We start from the raw sequence: 23583 nt of genomic DNA, 5'->3' as shown, positions 1-23583 counted from the left end.
GTATGTCTAATAAAATTATAAAAATAGCCCTTCTGGACATGTACAATGGTGAACCCAACCAGGGAATGCGATGTATTATTGATGTTGTCAATAGGTTTAGTCCCGTTGTTAGTTTTGAAATATTTGATGTTCGGGTAAAATGTGAATTGCCGGACAAGAATAAATTTGACATTTATATTTCAACTGGAGGACCCGGAAATCCCTTAAGTGGTGATGGAAACTGGGATGTAAAATACTATGAATTTATCGATTCCTTGAATAAATGGAATACTGAAAATAGTATTAAAAAACATGTTTTGTTCATTTGTCATTCTTTTCAAATGGCGTGTTTGCATTTTGGATTGGCTACGGTTACCAAACGAAATGACACTTCTTTTGGGGTGATGACCATTCATAAAACCAAAGAAGGACTTGTGGATCCCTTGTTCGAGGGATTAGGAGACCCTTTTTATGCGATAGATTCCAGAGACTATCAAGTGGTTCAACCCAAGTTAAGTATTTTTGCGAAAAAAGGAGCCAAAATTATTTCATTAGAGAAAATTAGGGATCATGTACAATACGAACGCGCAATTATGGCCGTGCGTTTTACCGATTATTTTGTGGGTACTCAATTTCACCCGGAAGCGGATCCCATTAGTTTTGTTTCTCATTTAAGAAATAAAGAAGCAAAGGAAAAGATTAAGAATATGAAAGGAAAAAAGAAGTTCAGAAACATGCTGGAGGATTTATTAGATGATGATAAAATATACAGAACTAATGAAACTTTGATTCCTAATTTCCTTCGAATAGCAATTAATGACTTGCTGAAAACAAAGAAGACACTTTCTAATTAATACGATTTCAAAATGATTTCAAAATATCGGGAGTTATTTAATACTCAATTTACAGAAAAAAAATATCAGGAATTCAAAGATGATATTGCTTCCGATTTTAATTACCTGCCTACTTTCCGGTTAGGCGAAACCCCCTTTTTTATTTCGAAGGAGCTTAAAGCACAATTGATTGAAGGCTGTAATGATGTTATAGCTTTCATTCAGAAAAACGACTTTAAATCACTTACAAATAAATCATTAGAGCTAAATAACACTGTTCCTAATGAGGATGAACATACTACCTTTTTAGCAATTGATTTTGGAATTTGTGAAGAAGACGGAGTACTTATTCCAAAACTAATTGAAGTACAGGGATTCCCCTCTTTGTACAATTATCAAATGCATTTGTACGAAAAATTTAAAAATCATTATCCATTTCTTAACGAATTAACTCCATTTATTAATACTATTGAACCACAGGAATATCTTACTATTTTAGAAGAAGCGATTTGCAACCATCATCCAAAAGAAAATGTTATTCTTCTTGAAATAGAACCCGAAAAACAAAATACCAAGATTGATTTTTATTACTGCAAAAGAGACATTGGCATCCCTATAGTTTGTGTTACTGAACTCATAAAAAAAGGAAAACAACTGTTTTACAAAAATGCAACAGGCAATGAAATATTGGTAAAAAGAATTTACAATCGGGTTATTTTTGATGAATTGGATTTGAGAACAGATTTAAGACTTAATTTTAGTTTTTCAGATGATTTGGATGTGGAATGGGCGGGACATCCTAACTGGTTTTTCAGAATCAGTAAATTTATTTTACCTTTCTTAAAAGGAAAATATTGTATTGAAACGACACTATTGAGTGACTTGGCAGTAATTCCTCAGGATTTAGAAAACTATGTTTTGAAACCGCTTTTTTCTTTTTCAGGAACGGGCGTTATTTTTCATGTCACAAAAAAAGATATTGAAGCCGTTGTAGATAAAGAATTATATATTCTTCAAAAAAAAGTAAATTATCTTCCTATTGTACACGCTCCTGAAGGGAAAGTAAAAGCTGAAGTCCGAATCTTGTGTGTTTGGAAAAAAGGTGATGCCGCACCTACTCTACTCTGCAACTTAGTCCGCTTAAGCCGTGGCGAGATGATTGGCGTGAAATTCAATAAAGATAAAGATTGGGTTGGTGGCACTTTAGGCTTATTTGAAAGGTAGATAATACTTCCATTTTGTAACTTTCAAAAATTCCATTTTTTAGCGGGTTGCAGATATAAATTGCTTCCTATTTTTAAAATATAAAAACTTCTTTTTTACTACAAAACAGGAAATATATTTTAGATTATTTAAATGGTTATTTAAGTAATACCGTCATTTTAACACATTGAAATGCTGTGAAAAGAAAATACAGCTATATTTTATAATTAAAAACTTGTTAATTTTACATTAAAAATAATTTAAAAATCGTTTTTTATTCTTTTTTGCTTCTTCAAACATTTTTTTTTTCTTGATTTAATTGATTCCAACTGCTGTTTAATGAATTTTTGAAAGTGATTCCCTTAATAATTTGAAAAATATGGAATTATTCAATATTTTAACATAAAAAAAATTAACCTGTTTTTTTTTTCTTTATTATTGTAATGTTATAATAAATTAAGAAGAATCAATAATTTTAATAATTAGCAAATGAATAGAAGAGAAGCACTTAAAAGCGTTGCATTTTTGATGGGAAGCGCAATCTCAGCAACAACAATGGGCGTTTTATTTGAAAGTTTTACTTTGCCCGAAAAAGAAAAAAACAGCGTATCTTTTTCTGCTGCAGATGAAGAAATTTTGGCTGAATTTGCCGATATCATTATACCTACTACAGCCTCTTCGGCAGGAGCAAAAGCTGCAGGACTGGGTGCTTTTATTCCAATGATTATTAGAGAATGTTATCCTGCAAAAATGCAAGAAATTTTTGCTTCCGGGATGCAGGAAATGCAAGCAAAATGCGCTAAAGATTTCAATAAGAATTTCTTATCAATGTCAGTTGAAGAGCGTCAGCAATTAATGACTTCATTACGAGATGAGGCAATTGCAACTGATAAAGCACCTTCGTTCTTTTTGATTGCTAGAGATTTGACTCTTCTTGGCTATTATTCTTCAGAAATAGGTTGTACACAAGCACGAGAATACCTTCCTGTTCCAGGACGCTACGATGGTAGTGCAGACTACAAACCCGGACAAAAAGCTTGGGCAACCAACTAGTCTTATTAGAACCTACTGTTAGAAACTATTTTATTAAATAAAAAATACTACCCGTGAATATAAATACCAATTTGAAAGAGGAAAATACGTATGATGCTATTGTTGTAGGATCTGGAATTAGTGGTGGTTGGGCTGCAAAAGAACTTACCGAAAAAGGATTAAAAGTTTTGATGTTAGAACGCGGAATGAATATTGAGCACATCAAAGATTATGAATCGGCCATGAAAGCACCATGGGAATTTGAACGCGCAGGCAAGCTTACCGAAGAACAAAAAAGAACCCATCCTGTTCAAACAAGAGATTATCCATACAATGAAGCTACCGAAAAATGGTGGGTGAATGACTTGGAATGTCCCTATACAGAAGACAAACGTTTTGATTGGTACAGAGGATTTCATGTGGGTGGAAAATCTTTAATGTGGGGCCGTCAAAGTTACCGTTTTAGTGACCATAATTTTGAAGATAATGCCAAAGATGGTCATGGAAATGACTGGCCTATTCGATATAAAGACCTTACCAAGTGGTATGATTATGTAGAGAAATTCGCAGGAATAAGTGGGCAAGCTGAAAATTGGCCCCTATTACCGGATGGTAAATTTTTGCCTCCAATGGATTTAAATTGTGTTGAAAAATCAGTTAAAGAAAGATTAGAAAAACATTATAATAAAACCCGTATTCTTACAATTGGTCGTACTGCTAACTTAACTGTACCCCACAAAGGGCGTGGCAGCTGTCAGTACAGAAATTTATGCAGTCGAGGTTGTCCATTTGGCGCCTATTTTAGCACCCAATCCTCTACACTACCTGCTGCAATGGCAACCAATAGATTGACCGTGAGACCCTACTCAATTGTGAATCATATTATTTATGATAAAGATACCAAAAAGGCAAAAGGGGTTATGGTTATTGATGCAGAAACAAATGAAACGATGGAGTTTTATGCTAAAATTGTTTTTGTAAACGCATCCACTTTAGGATCAACATTCCTGTTATTAAATTCAACCTCAGAAGCGCATCCGAATGGAATGGGTAATGCCAGCGGACAATTAGGCCATAATCTTATGGATCATCATTTCCGTTGTGGTGCAGAAGGAACAGCTGAAGGTTTTGAAGATAAATACACGTACGGAAGAAGAGCTAATGGTATTTATATTCCAAGATATCAGAATGTAGGTGGTGATAAACGAGATTATTTAAGAGGTTTTGGGTACCAAGGAGGTGCCAGCAGAGGATCTTGGCATAAAGAAGTTGCCGAATTGGCTTTTGGTGAAAACTTTAAATCGACTATGTCATTACCTGCTGATTCCTGGAGTATGGGATTAGGTGGTTTTGGAGAAATGCTGCCGTATTACGAAAACAAAGTGTACATCGATCATAGCAAAAAAGACAAATGGGGACAACCAGTTTTAGCTATTGATTGTGAATACAAAGAAAATGAAGCAAAAATGCGGGAAGATATGATGAATGATGCCGCAGAAATGCTGGAAGCATCTGGAATCAAAAATGTGCAAACCTATGATAACGATTGTTATCCTGGAATGGCTATACACGAAATGGGTACTGCCAGAATGGGTAATGACCCCAAGGATTCCGTTTTAAATAAATGGAATCAATTGCACGAAGTTAGTAATGTATTTGTTACCGATGGTTCTTGTATGCCTTCTATTGCGTGTCAAAATCCATCATTAACATTTATGGCTTTGACGGCTCGTGCCTGCGATTATGCAGTAAAAGAATTAAAAAAAGGAAATATTTAGGTTCATCATTATGAGAAAATTAAGAATGGGAATGGTCGGTGGTGGTCAAGATGCTTTTATAGGTGCAATTCACCGCTTAGCCGCCAATATGGATGGACTAATTGAATTAAAGTGTGGTGCATTAAGTATAAAACCAGAAACTGCAATTGCATCTGGTAAAGCCTTGTTTCTTCCGGAATCAAGAACATATTTAACGTATGACGAAATGATTAAAGCGGAAGCGGCTTTACCTGCTGACGAAAGAATCGATTTTGTTACTATTGTTACTCCAAATTTTGCCCATTTTGCACCTGCAATGATGGCTTTGGAGCATGGTTTTAATGTAGTAATTGAAAAACCAATGACTTTTTCATTGGAAGAAGCAAAACTATTGAAACAAAAAGTAGAAGAGACAGGATTACTACTTTGTTTAACACATACGTACTCCGGGTATCCAATGGTCAAACAAGCGAAAGCTATGGTCAGCGAAGGAAAATTGGGTAAAATTAGAAAAGTTTTAGTAGAATATCCCCAAGGATGGTTAAGTACACTATCCGAAAGAGAGGGAAACGCACAAGCTGCATGGCGAACAGATCCTAAAAAATCCGGAAAAAGTTCTGTAATGGGAGATATTGGTACGCACGCCTCTCATTTAGCCGAATATATCACCGGAGCTAAAATTACCGATGTTTGTGCAGAATTAAACACATTAGTTGAAGGCCGCATAATGGACGATGATGGAGCTGTACTATTGAAATTTGACAATGGTGCTAAAGGCGTTTTAATAGCATCACAAGTAGCAGCTGGAGAAGAAAACGCTTTAAAAATCAGAGTTTATGGCGAAAAAGGTGGAATCGAATGGTTTCAACATGATCCAAACACTTTAACGGTTAGGTGGTTAAATGAACCAACTCAGGTTTTAAGAGCTGGATCTAACTATGCACATTTATCTTCATTTGCAACACATAATTGTAGAACTCCAGGCGGACATCCAGAAGGATATTTAGAGGCATTTGCTAATATTTACCGCAACTTTGCTTTAACGCTTGGTTGTAAATTAGAGGGCACAGCACCTACTGCTGAAATGTTAGACTTTCCTTCTGTTGAAGATGGAGTGAGAGGAATGGCATTTATAGATAACGTAGTCGCATCATCACAATCGGATAAAAAATGGACTTCCTACGTTTTGTAATTTATTAGGAATTCGTAGACCTCTTATATACCAAATATTATGACAACAATTCAAGGGCCTGCGGTCTTTTTAGCACAGTTTATTGATGATAAAGCTCCTTTTAATTCCTTAGATGGGATTTGTAAATGGGCTGCTGATTTAGGCTTTAAAGGGATTCAAATGCCAACATTAGATACCCGTTTTATTGATTTACAAAAAGCGGCAGAAAGTAAAACCTATGCGGATGAACTAAAAGGAACAATTGCTTCTTACGGACTAGAAATCACTGAATTATCAACCCATTTACAAGGGCAGTTAGTGGCTGTTCATCCTGCTTATGATGACTTTTTTGATGCATTTGCACCAGTAAATGTACATGGAAATCCTAAAGCAAGGCAAGAATGGGCTGTGCAACAATTGAAATATGCGGCTAAAGCATCTCAAAATTTAGGGTTAAATGCACATGCCACTTTTAGTGGTTCTCTACTTTGGCAGTATTTTCATCCTTGGCCACAACGACCTCCGGGTTTAGTGGAAGATGGTTTTGCCGAATTGGCTAAACGCTGGTTGCCCATTTTAAATGAGTTTGATCAAAATGGTGTTGACCTTTGTTACGAAATTCATCCCGGAGAAGATTTATTTGATGGGGAAACCTATGAAATGTTTTTGAAAGCGGTGAATAATCACTCCAGAGCTTGCTTGTTGTACGATCCATCGCATTTTGTTTTACAACAATTAGATTACATCCAATATATCGATTTTTATCATGAACGGATTAAAGCATTTCACGTAAAGGATGCCGAGTTTAATCCTACAGGAAAGCAAGGGACTTTTGGAGGCTACCAAAGCTGGGCAAATCGTGCCGGACGGTATCGTTCTCTAGGCGATGGTCAGATTGATTTTAAAACGATATTCAGCAAACTAGCCCAATATGATTTCAAAGGATGGGCAGTAATGGAATGGGAATGCTGCATTAAAAATCAGGAAGATGGAGCGCGTGAAGGTGCTGAATTTATAAAAAATCATATTATAAAAGTTACTGATAAAGCATTTGATGATTTTGCGGCAGTAGAAACAAATCTGGCTTTTAACAAAAAAAACTTAGGATTATAAAAACTTAAATACAATAAAATGAAATTAAAATATTTCTTTTTTGGGGTTGCACTAATTAGTTTAACCTCATTTTCCAATGATAATTCAGAAGAAAAATATATTGAAACTACTGCGCAATCAAACCTTGTTGTTCAAACCTCTGAAGGAGAAAAATTAATAGCTAAATCCGATTGCATCGGATGTCATAAATTAGACAAAAAACTAATTGGTCCCTCCTACTTAGACATTGCTAAAAAATATGCTTTAAATGATAAAAATGTTGCCTATTTATCCGGTAAAATAATAAAAGGTGGCTCTGGGGTTTGGGGTTCAATTCCCATGTCTGCGCATGCTTCACTGAAAAAGAATGAGGCAAATTCTATGGCAAAGTATATTTTATCCTTAAAAAAGTAAATCAAAAGGCGCTTTTAAAGAGTCAATATAATTCTAGAATGTCGAAAATAAAATCATGATGTTACACAATTTTTTGCTATAAACTAAACTGGATTAAAATAATGAAACAAAAAGAAGAAGATAAAATTACAAATAACCGTCGTGATTTTATAAAAACAACCGCTATAGCTGCAGCAGCTTTTATGATTGTTCCCCGTCACGTTCTAGGAAGAGGATTTGTTGCGCCAAGTGATCGTTTATCAATAGCCAGTATTGGTGTTGGTGGACAAGGTAAATTTGATGTCAGTATGTTTGCCAGAAGTGGAAAAGCGGATATATCGTTTTTATGTGATGTAGATACCAGAAGAGCCGCTGCAAGTGTAAATGCATTTCCTAAAGCTAAATTTTATACCGATTGGCGTGAAATGTTAGACAAAGAACATAAAAATTTCGATGCCGTTTCAGTTTCAACTCCAGATCATAATCATGCTATTCAAGCACTTGCTGCTATGCAATTAGGAAAACATGTGTATGTTCAAAAACCTATGGCACATGATATTTACGAAGCTCGTATTTTGACACAAGCTGCTACAAAATATAAAGTGGTAACCCAAATGGGAAATCAAGGTGCCTCCAATGATGGTACCAGAATAATGAAAGAATGGTATGAAGCAGGTTTAATAGGCGATGTTCACACGATTCATGCTTGGACAGACCGTCCGGTTTGGCCTCAAGGAATTCCTTGGTCTGCTAATAAAGCGGATATTCCAAAAGAATTAGATTGGGATTTATGGTTGGGAACAGCTCCTTACAAAGAGTATGTAAATAAATTAGTGCCCTTTAACTGGCGCGGTTGGTGGGATTATGGAACAGGTGCATTAGGCGATATGGGCTGTCACTTGTTAGAAGCACCTTTTAGTGTGTTAAATTTAAAATATGCTAAAGATGTTCAATGTAGTGTAGGTTCTGTATATGTAGATGAGTTTCAAAGAGGATATTTTCCTGAGAGTTGTCCTCCCTCAAGTCATGTTACCTTAACTTTTCCAAAAACGGAGAAAACAAACGGTGACGTTGCAGTACACTGGATGGATGGTGGAATTCAGCCGGAAAGACCTTCCGAATTAGGTTCGAATGAAATTTTTGGAGACGGTGGAAATGGTACCTTATTTACAGGAACAAAAGGAAAAATGATGTGTGATACCTACGGTTTAAATCCGCGTTTGCTTCCTCTAAGCAAAAATGAAAATCTCCAAGTTGCTCAAAAATATGCAAGGGTGATCGATGGTTCCGGAGGACATTACAAGCAGTGGATTGAAGCTGCTATTGCTGGTTATGGGAAAAAAGAATTAAGTTCTCCTTTTGAAATTGCCGGTCCTTTAACTGAAGCTTTATTGATGGCAAATCTTGCGATCAGAGGATACGATGTGATGCGAGAAGAGCTTGGAGAAGAAGTGTACCCAGGACGTTCCGCAAAATTATTATGGGATAATGATGCCATGAGAATTACAAATTTTGATGAAGTGAACCAATTTGTGAAACGGGATTATCGTCAAGGTTGGAAAGCTTTAACTTTATAAGCAAGATTAATTATTAATTCAAAAATTCAAAAATGATTAAAAATATTTGTACTTCATTACTTGTTATGATACTGATTCAAACCGCAAATGCACAGCAAGCGCCCATACCAAAAGGATTTAAATCCATATTTGACGGACAATCCACAACGGGATGGCACAGTTACGGAAAAACAACAGCTGGTTCCGGTTGGAAAGCGGAAGAAGGTGTGTTGCATTTTGATCCTACAGCTGCCCAAAACGGTCAAGGAGGCGATTTGGTAACTAATGCAGAATACGAGAATTTTCATCTAAAACTAGAATGGAAAGTCGCGGCAAATGCCAATAGCGGTATTATTTTTTATGTAAACGAGGATTTGACAAAATTCAAAAATACTTATGAAACGGGTCTGGAAATGCAAGTATTGGACAATGACGGTCATTCTGACGGAAAAATTGAAAAACACCGTTCAGGGGATTTATATGATTTAATAAAAAGCACCTCAGAACCAGTAAAACCAGTAGGAGAATGGAATTCTGTTGACATTGTATGTAAATTTGGAAAACTGACAATGTTATTGAATGGCGTAAAAGTAGTTGAAACTACGCTTTGGGATGCTAATTTTAAAACATTGGTAGCCGGAAGTAAATTTGCTACTTGGCCAGGTTTTGCTGCATTCAAAAAAGGTAAAATTGCACTACAAGATCATGGAGATAATGTATGGTTCAGAAACATTATGATCAAAGAATGGAATACTATGAAAATTACAACCGGATGTGAAGCGGGTATGTAATTGATCTCTAAAAAATAAAAAAACAACCAAAACCAAAAAATAAAAAACCACTGACTAATGAATAGTACCATCCGAATTAAATTATCCATAATGATGTTCCTGGAATTTTTTATCTGGGGCGCATGGTTTGTAACCCTGGGCACATTTCTGGGTAATAATCTAAAAGCATCAGGATCAGAAACTGCTGCAATTTTTTCAACACAATCATGGGGCGCAATTATTGCTCCTTTTATTATAGGTTTAATAGCGGATCGTTATTTTAATGCGGAGAAAATTTTAGGAATACTTCATCTTGTTGGGGCATTTTTAATGTACCAAATGTATCAGTCAGAAGAAGTTGGTATGTTCTACACCTACGTTCTGAGTTACATGATTTTATACATGCCCACATTAGCATTAGTCAATTCAGTTTCTTTTAATCAAATGAAAGATCCGGAGAAAGAATTTGCAAATATCAGAGTTTGGGGAACTATAGGTTGGATTTTAGCAGGATTATCTATTAGCTTCATATTTCATTGGGATACTGCGGAAGCAATTTCTCAAGGATTTCTTAAAAACACCTTCCTTTTAGCAGGAATAGCCGCTTTAATTTTAGGTATATTCAGTTTTTCTTTACCAAAAACACCACCAAAAGTAAGTGAAGAAAAAATAAAAATTGGAGATATCATAGGTCTTGATGCTTTAAAATTGCTGAAAGATAAAAACTTCGCCATCTTTTTTATATCGTCAATCCTGATTTGTATACCTCTTGCCTTTTATTACCAAAATGCACATCCATTTTTGACAGAATCAGGCGTTGAAAATCCTACTGGAAAAATGGCAATAGGTCAAATATCCGAAGCATTATTCTTATTATTGATCCCTGTATTTTTTACCCGTTTTGGTTTCAAAAAAACGATCTTAATCGGGATGTTAGCATGGGCAATTCGTTATGTTTTATTCGCTTATGGCAATGGAAATGATTTAAGCTTTATGCTTATTATAGGTATTGCGCTGCACGGTATCTGTTATGATTTCTTTTTCGTTTCGGGCCAAATTTACACCAATTCAAAAGCGGGAGAAAAATACAAAAGTGCTGCTCAGGGTTTAATAACTTTAGCCACTTACGGAGTTGGTATGTTAATTGGTTTTGCAGTTGCAGGATGGATAACGGACAATTATAAAATGGCAGATGGGGCTGTAAACTGGCAAATGGTGTGGATTATTCCTGCTGGAATTGCGTTTGCTGTATTCTTACTTTTTGCACTTTTATTTAATGAAAAAAACAAAGGAGAAGAATCCACTTCTGCTGTATAAAAATTAAAAATGAGTGCTAATTTAAATAGAAGATCTGCCATAAAAGGAATAGTAGCCGGAACAGTTGCGATGGGAATTCCTGCTGGATTTTCTGCTTTGGCTATGCCAAAAAAGGAAACAGCAACACCATTGGGTAAATTGAAAGGAAATATAAATCACTCCGTTTCTCGGTGGTGTTTTAATGATATAGATTTAGATACGCTTTGCATTGAATCCAAAAAGATGGGGATTACTGGGATTGATTTAGTAGGTCCTAAAGATTGGCCAACATTGAAGAAATATGATCTTGTTTCTACAATGTGCAACGGTGCAGAAATTAATTTATTGGATGGTTTTAATGATATTAAATTTCATGAGACACTCTTGAAAAATTATATGGAAATGATTCCACTGGTGGCAAAAGCCGGTTATAAAAATCTGATTTGTTTTAGCGGAAGCCGAAGAGGCAAAACAGATGAAGAAGGTTGGAACAATTGTATTGTTGGTTTGCAAAAACTAATTCCATTGGCTGAAAAGCATAATGTGATTTTAGTAATGGAATTACTAAACAGCAAAATTGATCATAAAGATTACCAATGTGACCGAACATCTTGGGGAGTGGAATTAGCGAAACGTTTGAACTCTGAGAATTTCAAATTGCTTTACGATATTTATCACATGCAAATTGATGAAGGAGATGTGATTAGAAACATAAGAGACAACCATCACTACATTACACATTATCATACCGCCGGCGTTCCGGGACGAAATGAAATTGATGATACTCAGGAACTAAATTACACTGCAATTATGAAAGCAATTGCAAAAACTGGTTTTAAGGGATTTGTGGGTCAAGAATTTGTACCTAAAAACCCGGACAAACTGGCTTCATTGAAACAGGCCATAGCAATTTGTGATATTTAACTACTCTAAAAAATAACCCATGATAAAAAGAAGAGAATTTTTAATTAATGCTGGTTTAGCATTAGGCGCATTAGCCATTGCTCCTTCATTTGCTTTTGACTCTAAAAAAAGAGCCATTGGGATTCAATTATGGACACTGCGCGATACGTTACCCAAAGATGTTAAAGGTGTTTTAGCACAAGTTGGAAAAGCTGGATTTACTGAAGTAGAAACTTTTGGTTATTCAGTAGACAACGGCTTTTTTGGAACTTCGGTCCGCGATTTTAAATCAATATTAGATGACAATGGTCTAAAAGCTACGAGTAATCATTTTGATTTTAATTCGATGATCAAAGATGGTTCAACTGATCTTGTACAATCCTATGTTGAAACAGCCAACTATTTAGGAAGTGAATATGTAACAGTACCTTACATCGTTTCAGAATTGCGCGGAACTACTGGTGATGCCTATAAAAAATTAGCCTTACAAATTAATAAAGTGGGTGAGCTTTGTAAAGCTGGAGGTTTAAAATTAGCGTATCACAATCACGATTTCGAATTTACAAAATTCGGTTCAACGAATGGATATGAAATTTTATTAAACGAAACGGATAAAAACTTGGTTGATTTTGAAATGGATTTATACTGGGTCATTCGTGCTGGACATGATCCATTAGAATTATTCAAAAAATATCCGGGACGTTTCAAAATGTGGCACGTAAAAGATATGGATAAAGTAAATCCGGATTGGAATGCAGAAATTGGCACAGGAACAATAGATTTCAAGGGGATTTTTGCTCAAGCGGAACGTGCCGGACTGAAACGTTTCTTTTTGGAACACGAATCTAACTACAAACCAAATCCAATAGAATCTGCTGTAACCAGTTTCAATTACATTAAGAAAAACTTAATTTAAACATTTTAGAAAATTTTTTATAAAAAAAAGAGGCTGTCTTTTTGAGACAGCCTCCTATTTAAAAGTAATTCTAAGTAAGTCGAAAGTTTAAAAGTCGTAAAGTCAAAAGAATTAACTTTAAGTAAAACAGCTTTAAATCATATTATTACATAATTTTATCCTGATTTTAAAATACGACATTATACCATAGGTATTACTTATTTCGTGACAATCCGCAAATCGTACTAAATTTATTAAAAAATTATTTCTAAAAAAGTATGCCACGAATTACATCATTTTTTTTGTAATTAAATAGAAATCCAGGGTAACTCAGGTACTTCATGACTGGAATAATTAATTGGGATTAGTTACACTTAAGTAAGTCGAAAGTTTAAAAGTCGTAAAGTCAAAAGAATTAACTTTAAGTAAAACAGCTTTAAATCATATTGTTACATAATTTTATCCTGATTTTAAAATACGACATTATACCATGGTTATTACTTAGTCATATTTTATTTTACAGAAAAAGGTATATTCCAATTGCCCCAGCTCAAAACAACAGTATTAGCACGGATCGTATAAACTAATTTTTCAGCAGCTGAAGCAGCAACTTCTTGCTTAACGGTAATACGTAGTTGGTCTTCTTTTTCTTTATACTTATATGCTCCCCACTGTTTGGCTTCTTTATTAAAAATAAGCACGCATTCTTTTTCATTTGGTATAACAAAAAAAGAGTATTTACCGGCTGGCAATTTAGTACCTTCAATTGTCAACTCTTTATCTGTTTCAAATGTTGTTGCGTCATTTGCTCCGGCACGCCAAACTTTATTAAACGGAACTAATTTTCCCCAAATTTCTCTTCCGTTGACTGATGGACTCCCATAATTGAGGGTAATTGTAGCACCATTAATTTTCCCTGTGGCTACTTCTTTGCTGCTGGTAGGTTTTCCTTGAGCAGCTATACAATTTACAATTAATAAGGCAATAAACGAAAAATGCATTTTTCTAAATAATTTCATGATTTAAAATGTTTTAGTTATCGTATAAAAGTAAAACAAGTAGCTTTTAATTCCTTAAAATCCATACTTATTTTATGAAAAGATTAAGGATTTTATAATTTAATTGTTTTGCCGCAATAATGGCGGTGTTATAATTTTTAAATTTGTTATTTTTACAATCGATACTTATTTATTCCATAAATTATGAATTCAATTGCTGAGCACATTGCTGACTTTTTAAAAGCATACCCACCGTTTAACTACTTAACTTTTGAAGAATTATCTGAAATAGCAGCAAATATTCGCGTTGTAAATTTAGAAAAACACAAAACATTATTTCAAATAAATGATCTTTTGCATGACAGTTTTTATGTGGTGGCTTCCGGTGTTATCAATTTATCGGTCATAGCAGATGCTGAGGAAACGCTATTAAATAAATGTACCGAAGGCGATATTTTTGGCCTGCGTCCCTTTTTTGCCAAAAATAATTATATGATGACGGCCAAAGCAAGAGAAGAAAGCATTGTTTATGCTATTCCCATTGCTACTTTCAGGCCTTTTGTAGCTAATAATTCTGAAGTTTTAAACTTTTTATTAGAAAGTTTTGCCGTAAACACCCGAAATCCAAAAGATAAAGAAAATTTAATTGGAAAATTAATTTCTGATAATGTATTCTATTCGGATCAGCAATCTGAAATGCAATATTTTCAATCGCTAGCCTATAATACAGCTCCCTTAAAAACGACCAGTACAGCAATTGTAAAAGACGTGGCTCAAATAATGACCGAATCGTTAAAAAACAATATCCTCGTATGTGATAATACTATCCCTTTGGGCATTATTACTGATGCGGATATGCGATCAAAAATTGCTACCGGCAGATATCCAGTAACCGTTACAGTAGATAAAATTATGTCCTCCCCTGTTATCACGGTGGTTGAAAACGTTTCTCTGGCAGAAGCACAGTTGCTGATGCTAAAACACAATGTGACTCATTTGTGTGTAACTCAGGATGGAACAGATAAATCCAGTGTGAAAGGAATCATTTCTGAGCACGATTTGATTGTGGCTCAAGCAAATAATCCCGGAGTTTTAATAAAAGAAATCAAACGGTGTCAATCACCAAAAGAACTAAAACAAATACGGGAACGATTAACAGATCTGATTCAGACTTCAATTTCTAAAAATATTCCGCTATCACACGTTTTTAATATTGCCAGCGAAATTAATTTGGCAGTCATTAAACGCTCGGTGGAATTATCCATTTTGGATTTAGGTTCCCCTCCTGCCCGTTTTGCATGGTTAAGTATTGGCAGTCAAGGACGAAAAGAACAGCTTTTATTAACGGATCAAGACAGCATTTTGATTTTTGAAGATGTGGCTGCTGATAAATATCGTGACGTAAAAGACTATTTTCTTAAACTTGGAAAAAAAACCACAGCCACTCTAGAAAAAATCGGCTATGAATTCTGTCCAAATGGTCACATGGGAAGTACTATGCTTTGGTGTAAATCATTGACGGACTGGATCAAACAATATGACAGCTGGATGAATACTCCTGGTGAGAACAGCACTGATTTGAGCAGTATTTTCTTTGATTATGAAATTATTTTTGGAGAGCAAAAAATTGAAGATGCGATAAGTAATGTAGTCTTTAAAAATGCCAAAAACAATACGTTATTTTTTGATTTCTTAGGAAATGATGCCTTAAGAAAAAACGCTCCACTTAGTTTTTTCAAAAAATTCAATGTCGAAGAAGAAGGTAGAAATAAAGATAAATTTGATATTAAAACTAAGGCTTTAATGCCATTGATTGATGGCGCCCGTTTGTTTACTTTGAGTTTCGACATCCGAGGAATTAACAATACGTTTCAACGATTCAAACAATTATCAATTACGGATCCCAAACATGCTGAAATTTATCTCAATTGTGCCGAAGCCTTTTTGACTTTATCAAAATTCCGAACCTTAGAAGGGTTAAAAAATGATGATTCAGGCCAATTTATAAATTTGGAGGAATTATCAAAAATTGACCGAGAAAAACTGAAAAATGCTTTACTCCCTATGAGAGAACTGGAAGAATTAATAAAAAGTAAATTTCAACTTACTCAATTTTCATAATTATGTTAGACTGGATAAAAAAGATTAATAAAGAATATCCTGATTTTTGGAAAACCTATCTTTCTAAATTTGAGAAAAAGTCATCCCGCTTTGTGGTGGTATCAACAGAAACTTCTGGTTTGAATCCAGATAAAGATGTTATTTTATCAATAGGCTCTTTTTCAGTAATTGATAATAGTATTGTCATAGGTGATAACTTTGAAGCTGTTTTATTACAGTATAAATTTTTTCATGATAATGGACTTTCTAATACGTTTTTGGTAGAAAGTAAAATGAAAAAATTAGGAGAAGCAGATGCCATAAAATTATTCATTGAATTTATTGGGAACTCCATTTTAGTTGGACATCACATTGATTTTGATGTGGAAATGATCAATGCGGCCTTGGAAAGACTAGACTGCGGCAGATTAAAAAATGAGGCACTGGATATTGATGTCATGCACAGAAAACTACTTGATATCAATGACAAACAATTTTCTCTGGAGGAACTTTGTGCGGCTTATAATATTCCGGTAAGTGAACGGAATTCAGCTGCTGAGGATGCTTATAAAACCGCTTTGTTGTTTTTGAAATTAAAATCAAGACTGGGGATTAAGTGATTTAAATTTTGGTTGCTATATTGCATACAATTGATTTTAAACACCTTATTATTAATAGGTTTGCCTCTATTTCTATAAAGTATTGTCATTCCGACGAAGGGGGAATCACATATGTAGCTCCATTTATAGCATTTCAATTTTGTCCTTTTAGCGCATTTTGGAGGAATTAAACTTTACTATTTAAAAATTTAAGACAATACCGAAATAAAAATTCCCTTAACTCTAAAATCAACTAAATTGTCTGAATCTAATACTATATTTTCATATTCTGATTCAAAAGATAATGGTTTCAACGATATGGATTCATGCCTCCAATTTTCAGTACCGATATTCTTTTGACTATGATATTCTTTTACTGTATATCCTGAACCAAAATCTGCGTCTTGTATGCCAGTGCTTTCAACTAAAACAATTTTTCCTTCTCTACTGCCACCACTATCTTTTTTAAACAAACAGTAGGAGCCATTAGGAATTATTTTATTCATCGATTCGCCCACTACTTTACATACAAAATAGCCTTCTTTTACTGAAGTATTAAAGGGTAACTCGACCCATTCAAAATCAGAATGAACTTGTAAATCGCTAAATGAACCTGCTGCAGCTGAAATATTTACTAATGGAACTGAATTCACAAACGGTTTTACCTCCTCAAAAGGTACGATTCTGAACGGAAAATCTTTTTTATAAACATCAATATGCTTTTTTAAATAGTTTCTTAAAGAAGTATCACAAGCATAAACATAAGTACCTCTGATTCCTCGATACATTATAGTTTTGTATATATTTATTACGTAAGCCTTAAGATCATCTTTATTTGAGATCCCTTTTTTTCCATTTTTATCAAAATACAACTTCGGATTAATTTCAATTTCCTGTGTAAATTCATTGAAAATTATTTCTTTTCCAAAAATAACTCCTGTATAATTTAAATCATATCCTTGTGTCGTATGAATACAGCCAACTTCTTTAAAAGCATTTGGTGAATTAACCCAGTCCTTAGGGGTTTGATTCCATTGAAATTGTAAACCATCAATTTCAATATCCATTACAGTTTTATCTTTTTCGGATAACCAAGGCCAAGAATATCCAGCAACTAAACGACACAAACCATTTATTTCTTCCTTCTTTGCAAGTTCGCTATAAAGATCTTTTAAAGAATCAAAAACAATTAACTCATACTCATTTGGTGAATAAATAGTTTTCTCCAAGCGATTTACATGAAGTAATTGATCTACAAAACGAATATAATCATTTCCGCCTTTAACTCTCATCTGAGAAGTTAACTCGATTTTCAAAGTATCATCTTGATTCAAAAGTCTGGTAAATTGATCCTCATTTATATCGGAAGGTTTTACTGATTGCGCTGAATCATAAAAGAAAATTTGATTCTTACTATTCGAAATTATCCAGTCTAGCTCTGTTCCGGTGTCATCTAATCCTAATTTTTGATTATTTTTCCGGAAGGCTCCCATCCAACTTATATTTTTATATTGCCGTAACCGATGCGCTTCGTCTACTATTAATAAATCATATTTGTCATTGAGTTTAAAGGTATCCGATGGATTTAAAACCATAGACGCTTTTAAACCAGGAATTTTTTTGAAAACATTTTGTAATGATTCTCTTAAAGAAGTCATGGCGATAACCAATCCAATTTTTGCTTTTGGATATTTATTTTGAAAAGCAATAATGAAATTGATCTCCTTGAGCTCTTCATCACTAAAATCTTCAAAATTAGCATCCGAAATATCTGAATTAAGTAATTTAATTAAATAAGTAGCCAAAATTGTTTTTCCAGTTCCAGCACTCCCTTTTATAAAAATTCTATTGGATTTTTTGATACACAATCCATCAAGAATTTGAAGAACAGAACTATATTGATCTTCATTTAAAGATTTATAAGGGGAATATTTAAAAAGTTCTGAATTCTCAACATCTTCCAGTGACTTGCTAACTATCTTTTTATCAATTAGTTTTTTCCAAATTTCTTTAAAAAGATCTTTGTACAAATCTTGTTGGTAATAATTATGATTGACTAAACCGTAATTTCCATTTTGAAGTTCGTAAGTTCCTTCAGAAGTGATGTATTGAATCAAGTTTGATTCAATATCAAGAGTTGCTGATTTATTGAATTTATCACTCCCAATTATTGAAATTTTTGTAAATGCATCTGCTTTTTTTGGATTTGCTAGGTGATTTTTGATTCTACTAGAGGCATTTGTTGATTCTCCTACATAGGCAATTCGTTTAGTTTCATTTTGTATAAAGTAAACCAAAGGTCATTGATTTTTTACCCAAGGATTTTGAGCTATTTTAGGCAATGAATCTTTATTAAAATCATATTGTTCAGAAACCTCAATAGACAATTCAAATGATTGCATCATAATTCATCATATTTGGTTGCGTTCCCTTTTGCTTTATCTATTGGATAGTTAGCTGCATTTTGCGTAATCTTTTGAAGTACAATTTCTTTTACATCTAAATTGTATTTTTCGGCTAACAAAAAAGCGTATGCAAAAACATCTGCCAATTCTTGTTTTAGCTTATCAATATTTACATCTTCTGCTTTTTTCCACAGAAACAATTCATTTAATTCCGCTGCTTCAATAGATAGAGCTAAAGCCAAATCTTTCGAATTATGAAATTGTTCCCAATCTCTTTCATTTCTAAATTTTATTAATTCTTGAATAATGCTCGGAATATCATTCATTTTATTTCGATTTAAAAAGTGTCAATGCTACTTTATATTCCTCTTCAAAAGGCAATTGCAACTGAGAAACCATTTCAGGAACAGCTAACATCCAACTCACATAATAATATGCTAAAATGTGATAACCCGAAAACCGTTTGTTTGGAATGCTACCTACGATGTAGTTTTTTTGATTTGGGTCAAAACCTTGTGTCCCTTGCATTGCGATTTCAAAGGCTATTTTCTTGACTTCCTCTAGCGGTACATCCTTAAAATACTGCAAAGCATCAACCATAAACATCGTGACTGCCATATTAGTCCCAATATGTTCTTGGTTTTTGAGAAACTGTTCCATTTCCTTCTCTTTGAAAGCAGTATCGTCGTGTAGACCAAAAGGATCTTTTTCTAATTTTTCAATAAAAGTATCTACATCAGATCGTTTGCGGTATTCGTCCTCATTTTCCAATTCAAAATAAGAGTCAATCTGTAAATCTTCGGCCCAATGTTGTACCAATTCATATTCTTCGGCAGGTTTACGATTGTCTTTGTATTCGAGAAATTCAGCATAAAAATCTTCGGCTTTGCGCAATTCGGCTGGAGTGGCATTAAAATCGTTTATAAAATCTAAACCAAATAATGCTTTAAACTGTAAGGCATTTACCAAGTTGTAAATCTTAGATTTAGAAAGTAGTGTTGCAGGCGAAAGTTCAATAACAGTCACATCAGTTACGGCTTTCAAGCCTTCTTGAATCAAAGCGTAAAGCGACAGAAATTGATACGATCTCAATTGGGGAAATTCGTTGTATATAAAATCCTCAATGAATAAATCTATTGGAGTATTGTAGGCTTGCAAATTTAACCCGTCAAATAAACCAGTACAGAATTGAGTAATCGATTGCTCTGGAATATTCATTCCATGCAACTTGGCAATAGTAGGTTGTACCGTTTTCAAAAAAACAGCTCTGTTTTGTGGAGTAGCCGTAAAAAGCTGATTTAATCCCCGTTTTCTCGCTTGAATTACAAAATCAAGATGCGCTAATTCGTGCAGAACCAAGTGTGCTACGGCAGGATAATTGGGTTTATACCGAACGATGTGCTTAATCCGATTGTAGTTTTCAGCAAACTCAATCTTGGCTGCCGTTGGAATTTCAGAATCTACTAGAACATCAATTTCTTTTCCGCAATCAAATTCTAATTGATGCTTGTATTCTGCAAAAAGCGAATTCCCATCAGTGTTAGAAATAATTTTATTGGCAACATCAAAAGCCTGATTTACTGAATTCTTGTACAGTATATCTTTATTTGGATTGCATTTTATAGCTTTCAAAGTACTGTCAAAAGCGGATTCTAAATCATTTTGAATTTCGGCTAACATTCCAAGAGCAAAATGAGTATTTGGATAGTGATCATTTATTTTTATAGCTTCCAAAAAATATTTTTTGGATTCATCCAACTTCCCTTGTTGCATAAGGTTTGCTCCAATGTTATTCATTGTAATAGCATCTTTTGGATTCACCACCAAAGCCTGATCATAGTACAACATTGCCGTAGGAATATCATTCTTGAACTTAGCAAAAATATTTCCCATCATCAGCAACGCCCAATGATTCTTAGAATCCCAGCGCAATGCATCAATCAGACTATTTATCGCTGCATCCTGATGACCTTGATCAGACAGGATTTGTCCCATAATTCGATGGAATTCCGAATTGGTAGGATTGTTCTCGATAAGATTTTGTAAAATGGGTTTTGCTTCTTGATAGTTTCCTTTTTCACAAAGGACTACCGTTTTGCGGAAATCATTTTCTTGAAGCAGGATTGCCGAAGTGTCAATGGTTATGGTAACCCAATCCTCAGTAATGGAAACTTTTGGGGCAAAAGAACCAAAAGTATAATACGATTCTAATTCACTGATTAATAATGAATTACCCCCCCCCCGACTAATTTCGGGAAAAGCGTAAATAGAAAATCGTCTATTTTATGAATGATTTGCATTAAATATAAATTGCTATACGTTATAAAAGATACTTTTTGTTGTTTTTAAAATTGCAACAGGTTCAAATGTAACCATTGTTTATAAATCTCGCCCTATTGTATGAAAAAAAAAGTGCTTTTTGCAAAAAAATCATAGGGTTATTCCTTTCCAAAAACGACCGTGATGGCTGATGGAAACGGGTTTCTCCATTTTTGAATGCGCATCAATACGGTAAGGAATTCCATTTTTTTTAAAGATAGCATCGGCGGAATTCAAGTTTTCAATTTTTTTGAAATACTCTTTCCCGGCAACAGCAATGGTATGAATGCAATCCTGATCTATTTTAGTTTGGGTAAAATATATTTTTCCTTTTATACAAACAGTTCCTAATGTTGTGTTTTCGTAAAAACATTCCAGTTGCAAAGGAAAAAAACCTCGAATTCCTGTTTCCCTATTGTAGATTTTATAAGCCGCCTCTTTTCTGGACCATAAATTCCAAACCATTACTTCTGGATTTACGGCATTAGAAATTAACAGCTGTTCGTTTTTAGTAAATATTTTATCTAAAAAGCGGTTACGTTGCCAATTGCTTTCTTTTTTGGCTAAAGCCAAATCGACAAGGTCATTTCCTATCATTTTTCTGGTGATTCACTACTTTTTTCAGCTAATTTGGTTTCAATAATAGCCATAGCTGCTTTTACATTTATCATGCGTTCCATTGATTCGTTATCAATCAAAATATTATATTTTTCCTCTATATCCAAAATAACATCTACTAAATTAGCGGAGTTTATCTTTAAATCATTGATGAAATCCGTATCTTCAGTGAGTGAGTCAAAAGCTTCTTGATTCAGAATATATGGTTTTACAATGGCTTTTAGCTCCTGAATAGTTTCTTGTTTGTTCATAATTAATATTGATTTTACAGCACTTAAGTACATTTCGTTTTCTAACGCCAAAAAAAATTACCACAAATTGGGGAATTTACGGTTCATTTTTTCATTTTTTAAATTTCTTAAAAATTACACACCCATTCACATCACCAAAACCAAAACTGGCTTTTGCTAATGTATTTATTTCTATATCAAGTCGTTGTCGTGGAACTCTTGATTCATCAATTAGTGCTGTTATTTCTGGATTCAAATCGGCACAATTGATATTCGGGAAAATAAATCCGTGATGCAATTGCAGTACCGAAGCCACGCTTTCAATACTACCGGCGCCACTTAAACAATGTCCAACCATCGACTTTAAAGAATTGATGTATGGAAAATCAATTCCTTTTCGATTTAAAGCCTCACTCCAATTCTGAATTTCAAGACTATCTTTGGAAGTGGCTGTCAGATGACCGTTGATTGCGTCAATTTCACTGGCTGAAATCCCGGCATTTGTCAAAGCATTTTGAATGCATCTTTGCACCGCAACCGGATTTGGTGCAGTCATGGTTCCTAAACCGCGCTGCCCTCCTGAATTGATATTTCCACCTAAAACTTCCGCATAAATTCGTGCGCCACGTGCAATCGCACTTTCTAAATCTTCTAAGACCAAAGCACCTGCTCCGCTTCCGGGAACAAATCCGGAAGCAGCTGTGCTCATTGGTCTAGAACCCTGTTTTGGTGTTTCATTATGTTTAAAAGTACATACCTTCATAGCATCAAATCCGCCCCAAATATACGGGCCGGAATCACTGGTACTTCCGGCTAAAATACGTTTTGCCTGCCCTGATTTGATGCGTTCATACGCCATTAAAATACTTTCGGTGCCAGTCGTGCAGGCCGAAGAATTAGTAGAGACTTGATTTCCAAGTCCTAATTTTCCACCCAGATACGCACTCACACCACTATTCATTGTTTGCGCTACGGCTGTACTTCCCAGTCTTCTCGTTTGTAAATCATCTATTTTATAAATGCTTTCGCGAAATTTATCAATTCCGGAAGTTCCTGTTCCAAAAATAGTTCCGCTGTCCCAATCCGGTTCTTCGTTAATTTCCAATGATAATCCGGCATCCTTCCAGGCATCAATTCCGGCAATTACGCCATATAAAATCCCTGTTGAATTGAAGTTTCTAAGTTCTAGTTCCGTAAAATAATGCCCTGCTAATTCCGCAGAAACCTCGGGTTTTCCTGCAATTTGACAAGAAAATTGCAATCGCTCCAACTCAGCGTCGTGCCTGATCCCGGAAATTCCGTTTTTGATGGCATGAGTGAACGCATCAAGACCTACTCCATTTGGTGCAACTACACCAAGACCCGTTATAACTACTCTTTTGTTCATTTTTTAATGTTAAATAATATTCAATTTCAATAACAATGGCAAAAAAA

Annotated in this window: 21 protein-coding genes; 14 read left to right on the top strand and 7 right to left on the bottom strand. The window is 34.5% G+C overall.

What is annotated here, in order from left to right:
• The first annotated feature begins 2 nt into the window (after positions 1-2).
• The 12 genes from EKM05_RS02370 to EKM05_RS02315 all read left to right on the top strand — a co-directional run bounded on the left by EKM05_RS02370 (position 3) and on the right by EKM05_RS02315 (position 12901).
• Positions 3-833 carry a type 1 glutamine amidotransferase gene (locus tag EKM05_RS02370; protein WP_126553265.1) on the top strand — a complete coding sequence of 277 codons (831 nt, stop codon included), beginning with the start codon at positions 3-5 and terminating at the stop codon, positions 831-833.
• A gap of 12 nt (positions 834-845) precedes the next feature.
• A complete protein-coding gene (locus EKM05_RS02365) occupies positions 846-2036 on the top strand; it encodes a hypothetical protein (RefSeq protein ID WP_126553263.1) in 1191 nt (396 codons plus the stop codon).
• A 468-nt stretch (positions 2037-2504) separates the two neighbouring features.
• Entirely contained in the window at positions 2505-3068 is a 564-nt protein-coding gene (locus EKM05_RS02360) for a gluconate 2-dehydrogenase subunit 3 family protein (protein ID WP_126459659.1), read from the top strand.
• A gap of 53 nt (positions 3069-3121) precedes the next feature.
• Positions 3122-4825, top strand: coding sequence for a GMC oxidoreductase (locus tag EKM05_RS02355; RefSeq protein WP_126451623.1), 1704 nt, complete (start codon positions 3122-3124; stop codon positions 4823-4825).
• A 10-nt stretch (positions 4826-4835) separates the two neighbouring features.
• Positions 4836-5996: a Gfo/Idh/MocA family protein gene (locus tag EKM05_RS02350; protein WP_233590863.1), complete on the top strand. Its 1161-nt coding sequence runs from the start codon at positions 4836-4838 to the stop codon at positions 5994-5996.
• A 39-nt stretch (positions 5997-6035) separates the two neighbouring features.
• On the top strand, positions 6036-7088 hold the full coding sequence (locus EKM05_RS02345) for a sugar phosphate isomerase/epimerase (protein ID WP_126553261.1): 1053 nt from the start codon (positions 6036-6038) through the stop codon (positions 7086-7088).
• A gap of 18 nt (positions 7089-7106) precedes the next feature.
• Complete coding sequence (locus tag EKM05_RS02340; protein ID WP_126459669.1) at positions 7107-7481, top strand: c-type cytochrome; 375 nt, start codon at positions 7107-7109, stop codon at positions 7479-7481.
• Positions 7482-7582: 101 nt separating this feature from the next.
• Positions 7583-9037 carry a Gfo/Idh/MocA family protein gene (locus EKM05_RS02335; RefSeq protein WP_126553259.1) on the top strand — a complete coding sequence of 485 codons (1455 nt, stop codon included), beginning with the start codon at positions 7583-7585 and terminating at the stop codon, positions 9035-9037.
• 32 nt (positions 9038-9069) lie between these two features.
• Positions 9070-9807: a DUF1080 domain-containing protein gene (locus EKM05_RS02330; protein ID WP_126514939.1), complete on the top strand. Its 738-nt coding sequence runs from the start codon at positions 9070-9072 to the stop codon at positions 9805-9807.
• A 57-nt stretch (positions 9808-9864) separates the two neighbouring features.
• Positions 9865-11103 carry a nucleoside permease gene (locus tag EKM05_RS02325; RefSeq protein ID WP_126553257.1) on the top strand — a complete coding sequence of 413 codons (1239 nt, stop codon included), beginning with the start codon at positions 9865-9867 and terminating at the stop codon, positions 11101-11103.
• Positions 11104-11112: 9 nt separating this feature from the next.
• Positions 11113-12006 (top strand): hydroxypyruvate isomerase family protein, encoded by an 894-nt coding sequence (locus tag EKM05_RS02320; protein ID WP_126553255.1) that lies wholly within the window; start codon positions 11113-11115, stop codon positions 12004-12006.
• Positions 12007-12025: 19 nt separating this feature from the next.
• Entirely contained in the window at positions 12026-12901 is an 876-nt protein-coding gene (locus EKM05_RS02315; RefSeq protein WP_126459684.1) for a sugar phosphate isomerase/epimerase, read from the top strand.
• A 491-nt stretch (positions 12902-13392) separates the two neighbouring features.
• On the opposite strand, the gene EKM05_RS02310 is transcribed toward EKM05_RS02315, so the two are convergent.
• A complete protein-coding gene (locus EKM05_RS02310) occupies positions 13393-13899 on the bottom strand; it encodes a DUF2911 domain-containing protein (protein ID WP_126553253.1) in 507 nt (168 codons plus the stop codon).
• A gap of 183 nt (positions 13900-14082) precedes the next feature.
• Between EKM05_RS02310 and EKM05_RS02305 the strand changes: the two genes are divergently transcribed.
• Entirely contained in the window at positions 14083-15999 is a 1917-nt protein-coding gene (locus EKM05_RS02305) for a DUF294 nucleotidyltransferase-like domain-containing protein (protein WP_126553251.1), read from the top strand.
• A 2-nt stretch (positions 16000-16001) separates the two neighbouring features.
• A complete protein-coding gene (locus EKM05_RS02300) occupies positions 16002-16598 on the top strand; it encodes a 3'-5' exonuclease (RefSeq protein WP_126459690.1) in 597 nt (198 codons plus the stop codon).
• A 188-nt stretch (positions 16599-16786) separates the two neighbouring features.
• Here EKM05_RS02300 and EKM05_RS02295 read toward each other — a convergent pair whose 3' ends face one another.
• The 6 genes from EKM05_RS02295 to EKM05_RS02270 form a co-directional block, all read right to left on the bottom strand.
• Positions 16787-18874, bottom strand: coding sequence for a DNA/RNA helicase domain-containing protein (locus tag EKM05_RS02295; protein ID WP_126553249.1), 2088 nt, complete (start codon positions 18872-18874; stop codon positions 16787-16789).
• A 104-nt stretch (positions 18875-18978) separates the two neighbouring features.
• Positions 18979-19308, bottom strand: coding sequence for a nucleotide pyrophosphohydrolase (locus tag EKM05_RS02290; protein WP_126459696.1), 330 nt, complete (start codon positions 19306-19308; stop codon positions 18979-18981).
• Position 19309: 1 nt separating this feature from the next.
• Complete coding sequence (locus EKM05_RS02285; RefSeq protein WP_255416482.1) at positions 19310-21103, bottom strand: tetratricopeptide repeat protein; 1794 nt, start codon at positions 21101-21103, stop codon at positions 19310-19312.
• 309 nt (positions 21104-21412) lie between these two features.
• Positions 21413-21898, bottom strand: coding sequence for a 4'-phosphopantetheinyl transferase superfamily protein (locus EKM05_RS02280; protein ID WP_126514932.1), 486 nt, complete (start codon positions 21896-21898; stop codon positions 21413-21415).
• Positions 21895-22170: an acyl carrier protein gene (locus EKM05_RS02275; RefSeq protein WP_126451608.1), complete on the bottom strand. Its 276-nt coding sequence runs from the start codon at positions 22168-22170 to the stop codon at positions 21895-21897. Before EKM05_RS02275 ends, EKM05_RS02280 begins: the two co-directional genes overlap by 4 nt.
• 91 nt (positions 22171-22261) lie before the next feature.
• Complete coding sequence (locus tag EKM05_RS02270) at positions 22262-23536, bottom strand: beta-ketoacyl synthase (protein WP_126553245.1); 1275 nt, start codon at positions 23534-23536, stop codon at positions 22262-22264.
• Positions 23537-23583 lie beyond the last annotated feature (47 nt).

Source organism: Flavobacterium sp. GSP27 (assembly GCF_003970395.1).
In the GTDB taxonomy this organism is placed as follows: Bacteria; Bacteroidota; Bacteroidia; order Flavobacteriales; family Flavobacteriaceae; genus Flavobacterium.
The sequence above is the reverse complement of the archived record's forward strand: the minus strand, read 5'-3'. Positions and strand labels throughout refer to the sequence as shown.

Bases quoted from the DNA above. Each gene is read 5' to 3' on its own strand.
- EKM05_RS02315 (WP_126459684.1), top strand. From the start codon at position 12,026: ATGATAAAAAGAAGAGAATTTTTAATTAATGCTGGTTTAGCATTAGGC.
- EKM05_RS02335 (WP_126553259.1), top strand. From the start codon at position 7,583: ATGAAACAAAAAGAAGAAGATAAAATTACAAATAACCGTCGTGATTTT.
- EKM05_RS02350 (WP_233590863.1), top strand. From the start codon at position 4,836: ATGAGAAAATTAAGAATGGGAATGGTCGGTGGTGGTCAAGATGCTTTT.
- EKM05_RS02310 (WP_126553253.1), bottom strand. From the start codon at position 13,899: ATGAAATTATTTAGAAAAATGCATTTTTCGTTTATTGCCTTATTAATT.
- EKM05_RS02305 (WP_126553251.1), top strand. From the start codon at position 14,083: ATGAATTCAATTGCTGAGCACATTGCTGACTTTTTAAAAGCATACCCA.
- EKM05_RS02360 (WP_126459659.1), top strand. From the start codon at position 2,505: ATGAATAGAAGAGAAGCACTTAAAAGCGTTGCATTTTTGATGGGAAGC.
- EKM05_RS02300 (WP_126459690.1), top strand. From the start codon at position 16,002: ATGTTAGACTGGATAAAAAAGATTAATAAAGAATATCCTGATTTTTGG.
- EKM05_RS02320 (WP_126553255.1), top strand. From the start codon at position 11,113: ATGAGTGCTAATTTAAATAGAAGATCTGCCATAAAAGGAATAGTAGCC.
- EKM05_RS02370 (WP_126553265.1), top strand. From the start codon at position 3: ATGTCTAATAAAATTATAAAAATAGCCCTTCTGGACATGTACAATGGT.
- EKM05_RS02340 (WP_126459669.1), top strand. From the start codon at position 7,107: ATGAAATTAAAATATTTCTTTTTTGGGGTTGCACTAATTAGTTTAACC.
- EKM05_RS02365 (WP_126553263.1), top strand. From the start codon at position 846: ATGATTTCAAAATATCGGGAGTTATTTAATACTCAATTTACAGAAAAA.
- EKM05_RS02275 (WP_126451608.1), bottom strand. From the start codon at position 22,170: ATGAACAAACAAGAAACTATTCAGGAGCTAAAAGCCATTGTAAAACCA.
- EKM05_RS02330 (WP_126514939.1), top strand. From the start codon at position 9,070: ATGATTAAAAATATTTGTACTTCATTACTTGTTATGATACTGATTCAA.
- EKM05_RS02290 (WP_126459696.1), bottom strand. From the start codon at position 19,308: ATGAATGATATTCCGAGCATTATTCAAGAATTAATAAAATTTAGAAAT.
- EKM05_RS02270 (WP_126553245.1), bottom strand. From the start codon at position 23,536: ATGAACAAAAGAGTAGTTATAACGGGTCTTGGTGTAGTTGCACCAAAT.
- EKM05_RS02280 (WP_126514932.1), bottom strand. From the start codon at position 21,898: ATGATAGGAAATGACCTTGTCGATTTGGCTTTAGCCAAAAAAGAAAGC.
- EKM05_RS02325 (WP_126553257.1), top strand. From the start codon at position 9,865: ATGAATAGTACCATCCGAATTAAATTATCCATAATGATGTTCCTGGAA.
- EKM05_RS02345 (WP_126553261.1), top strand. From the start codon at position 6,036: ATGACAACAATTCAAGGGCCTGCGGTCTTTTTAGCACAGTTTATTGAT.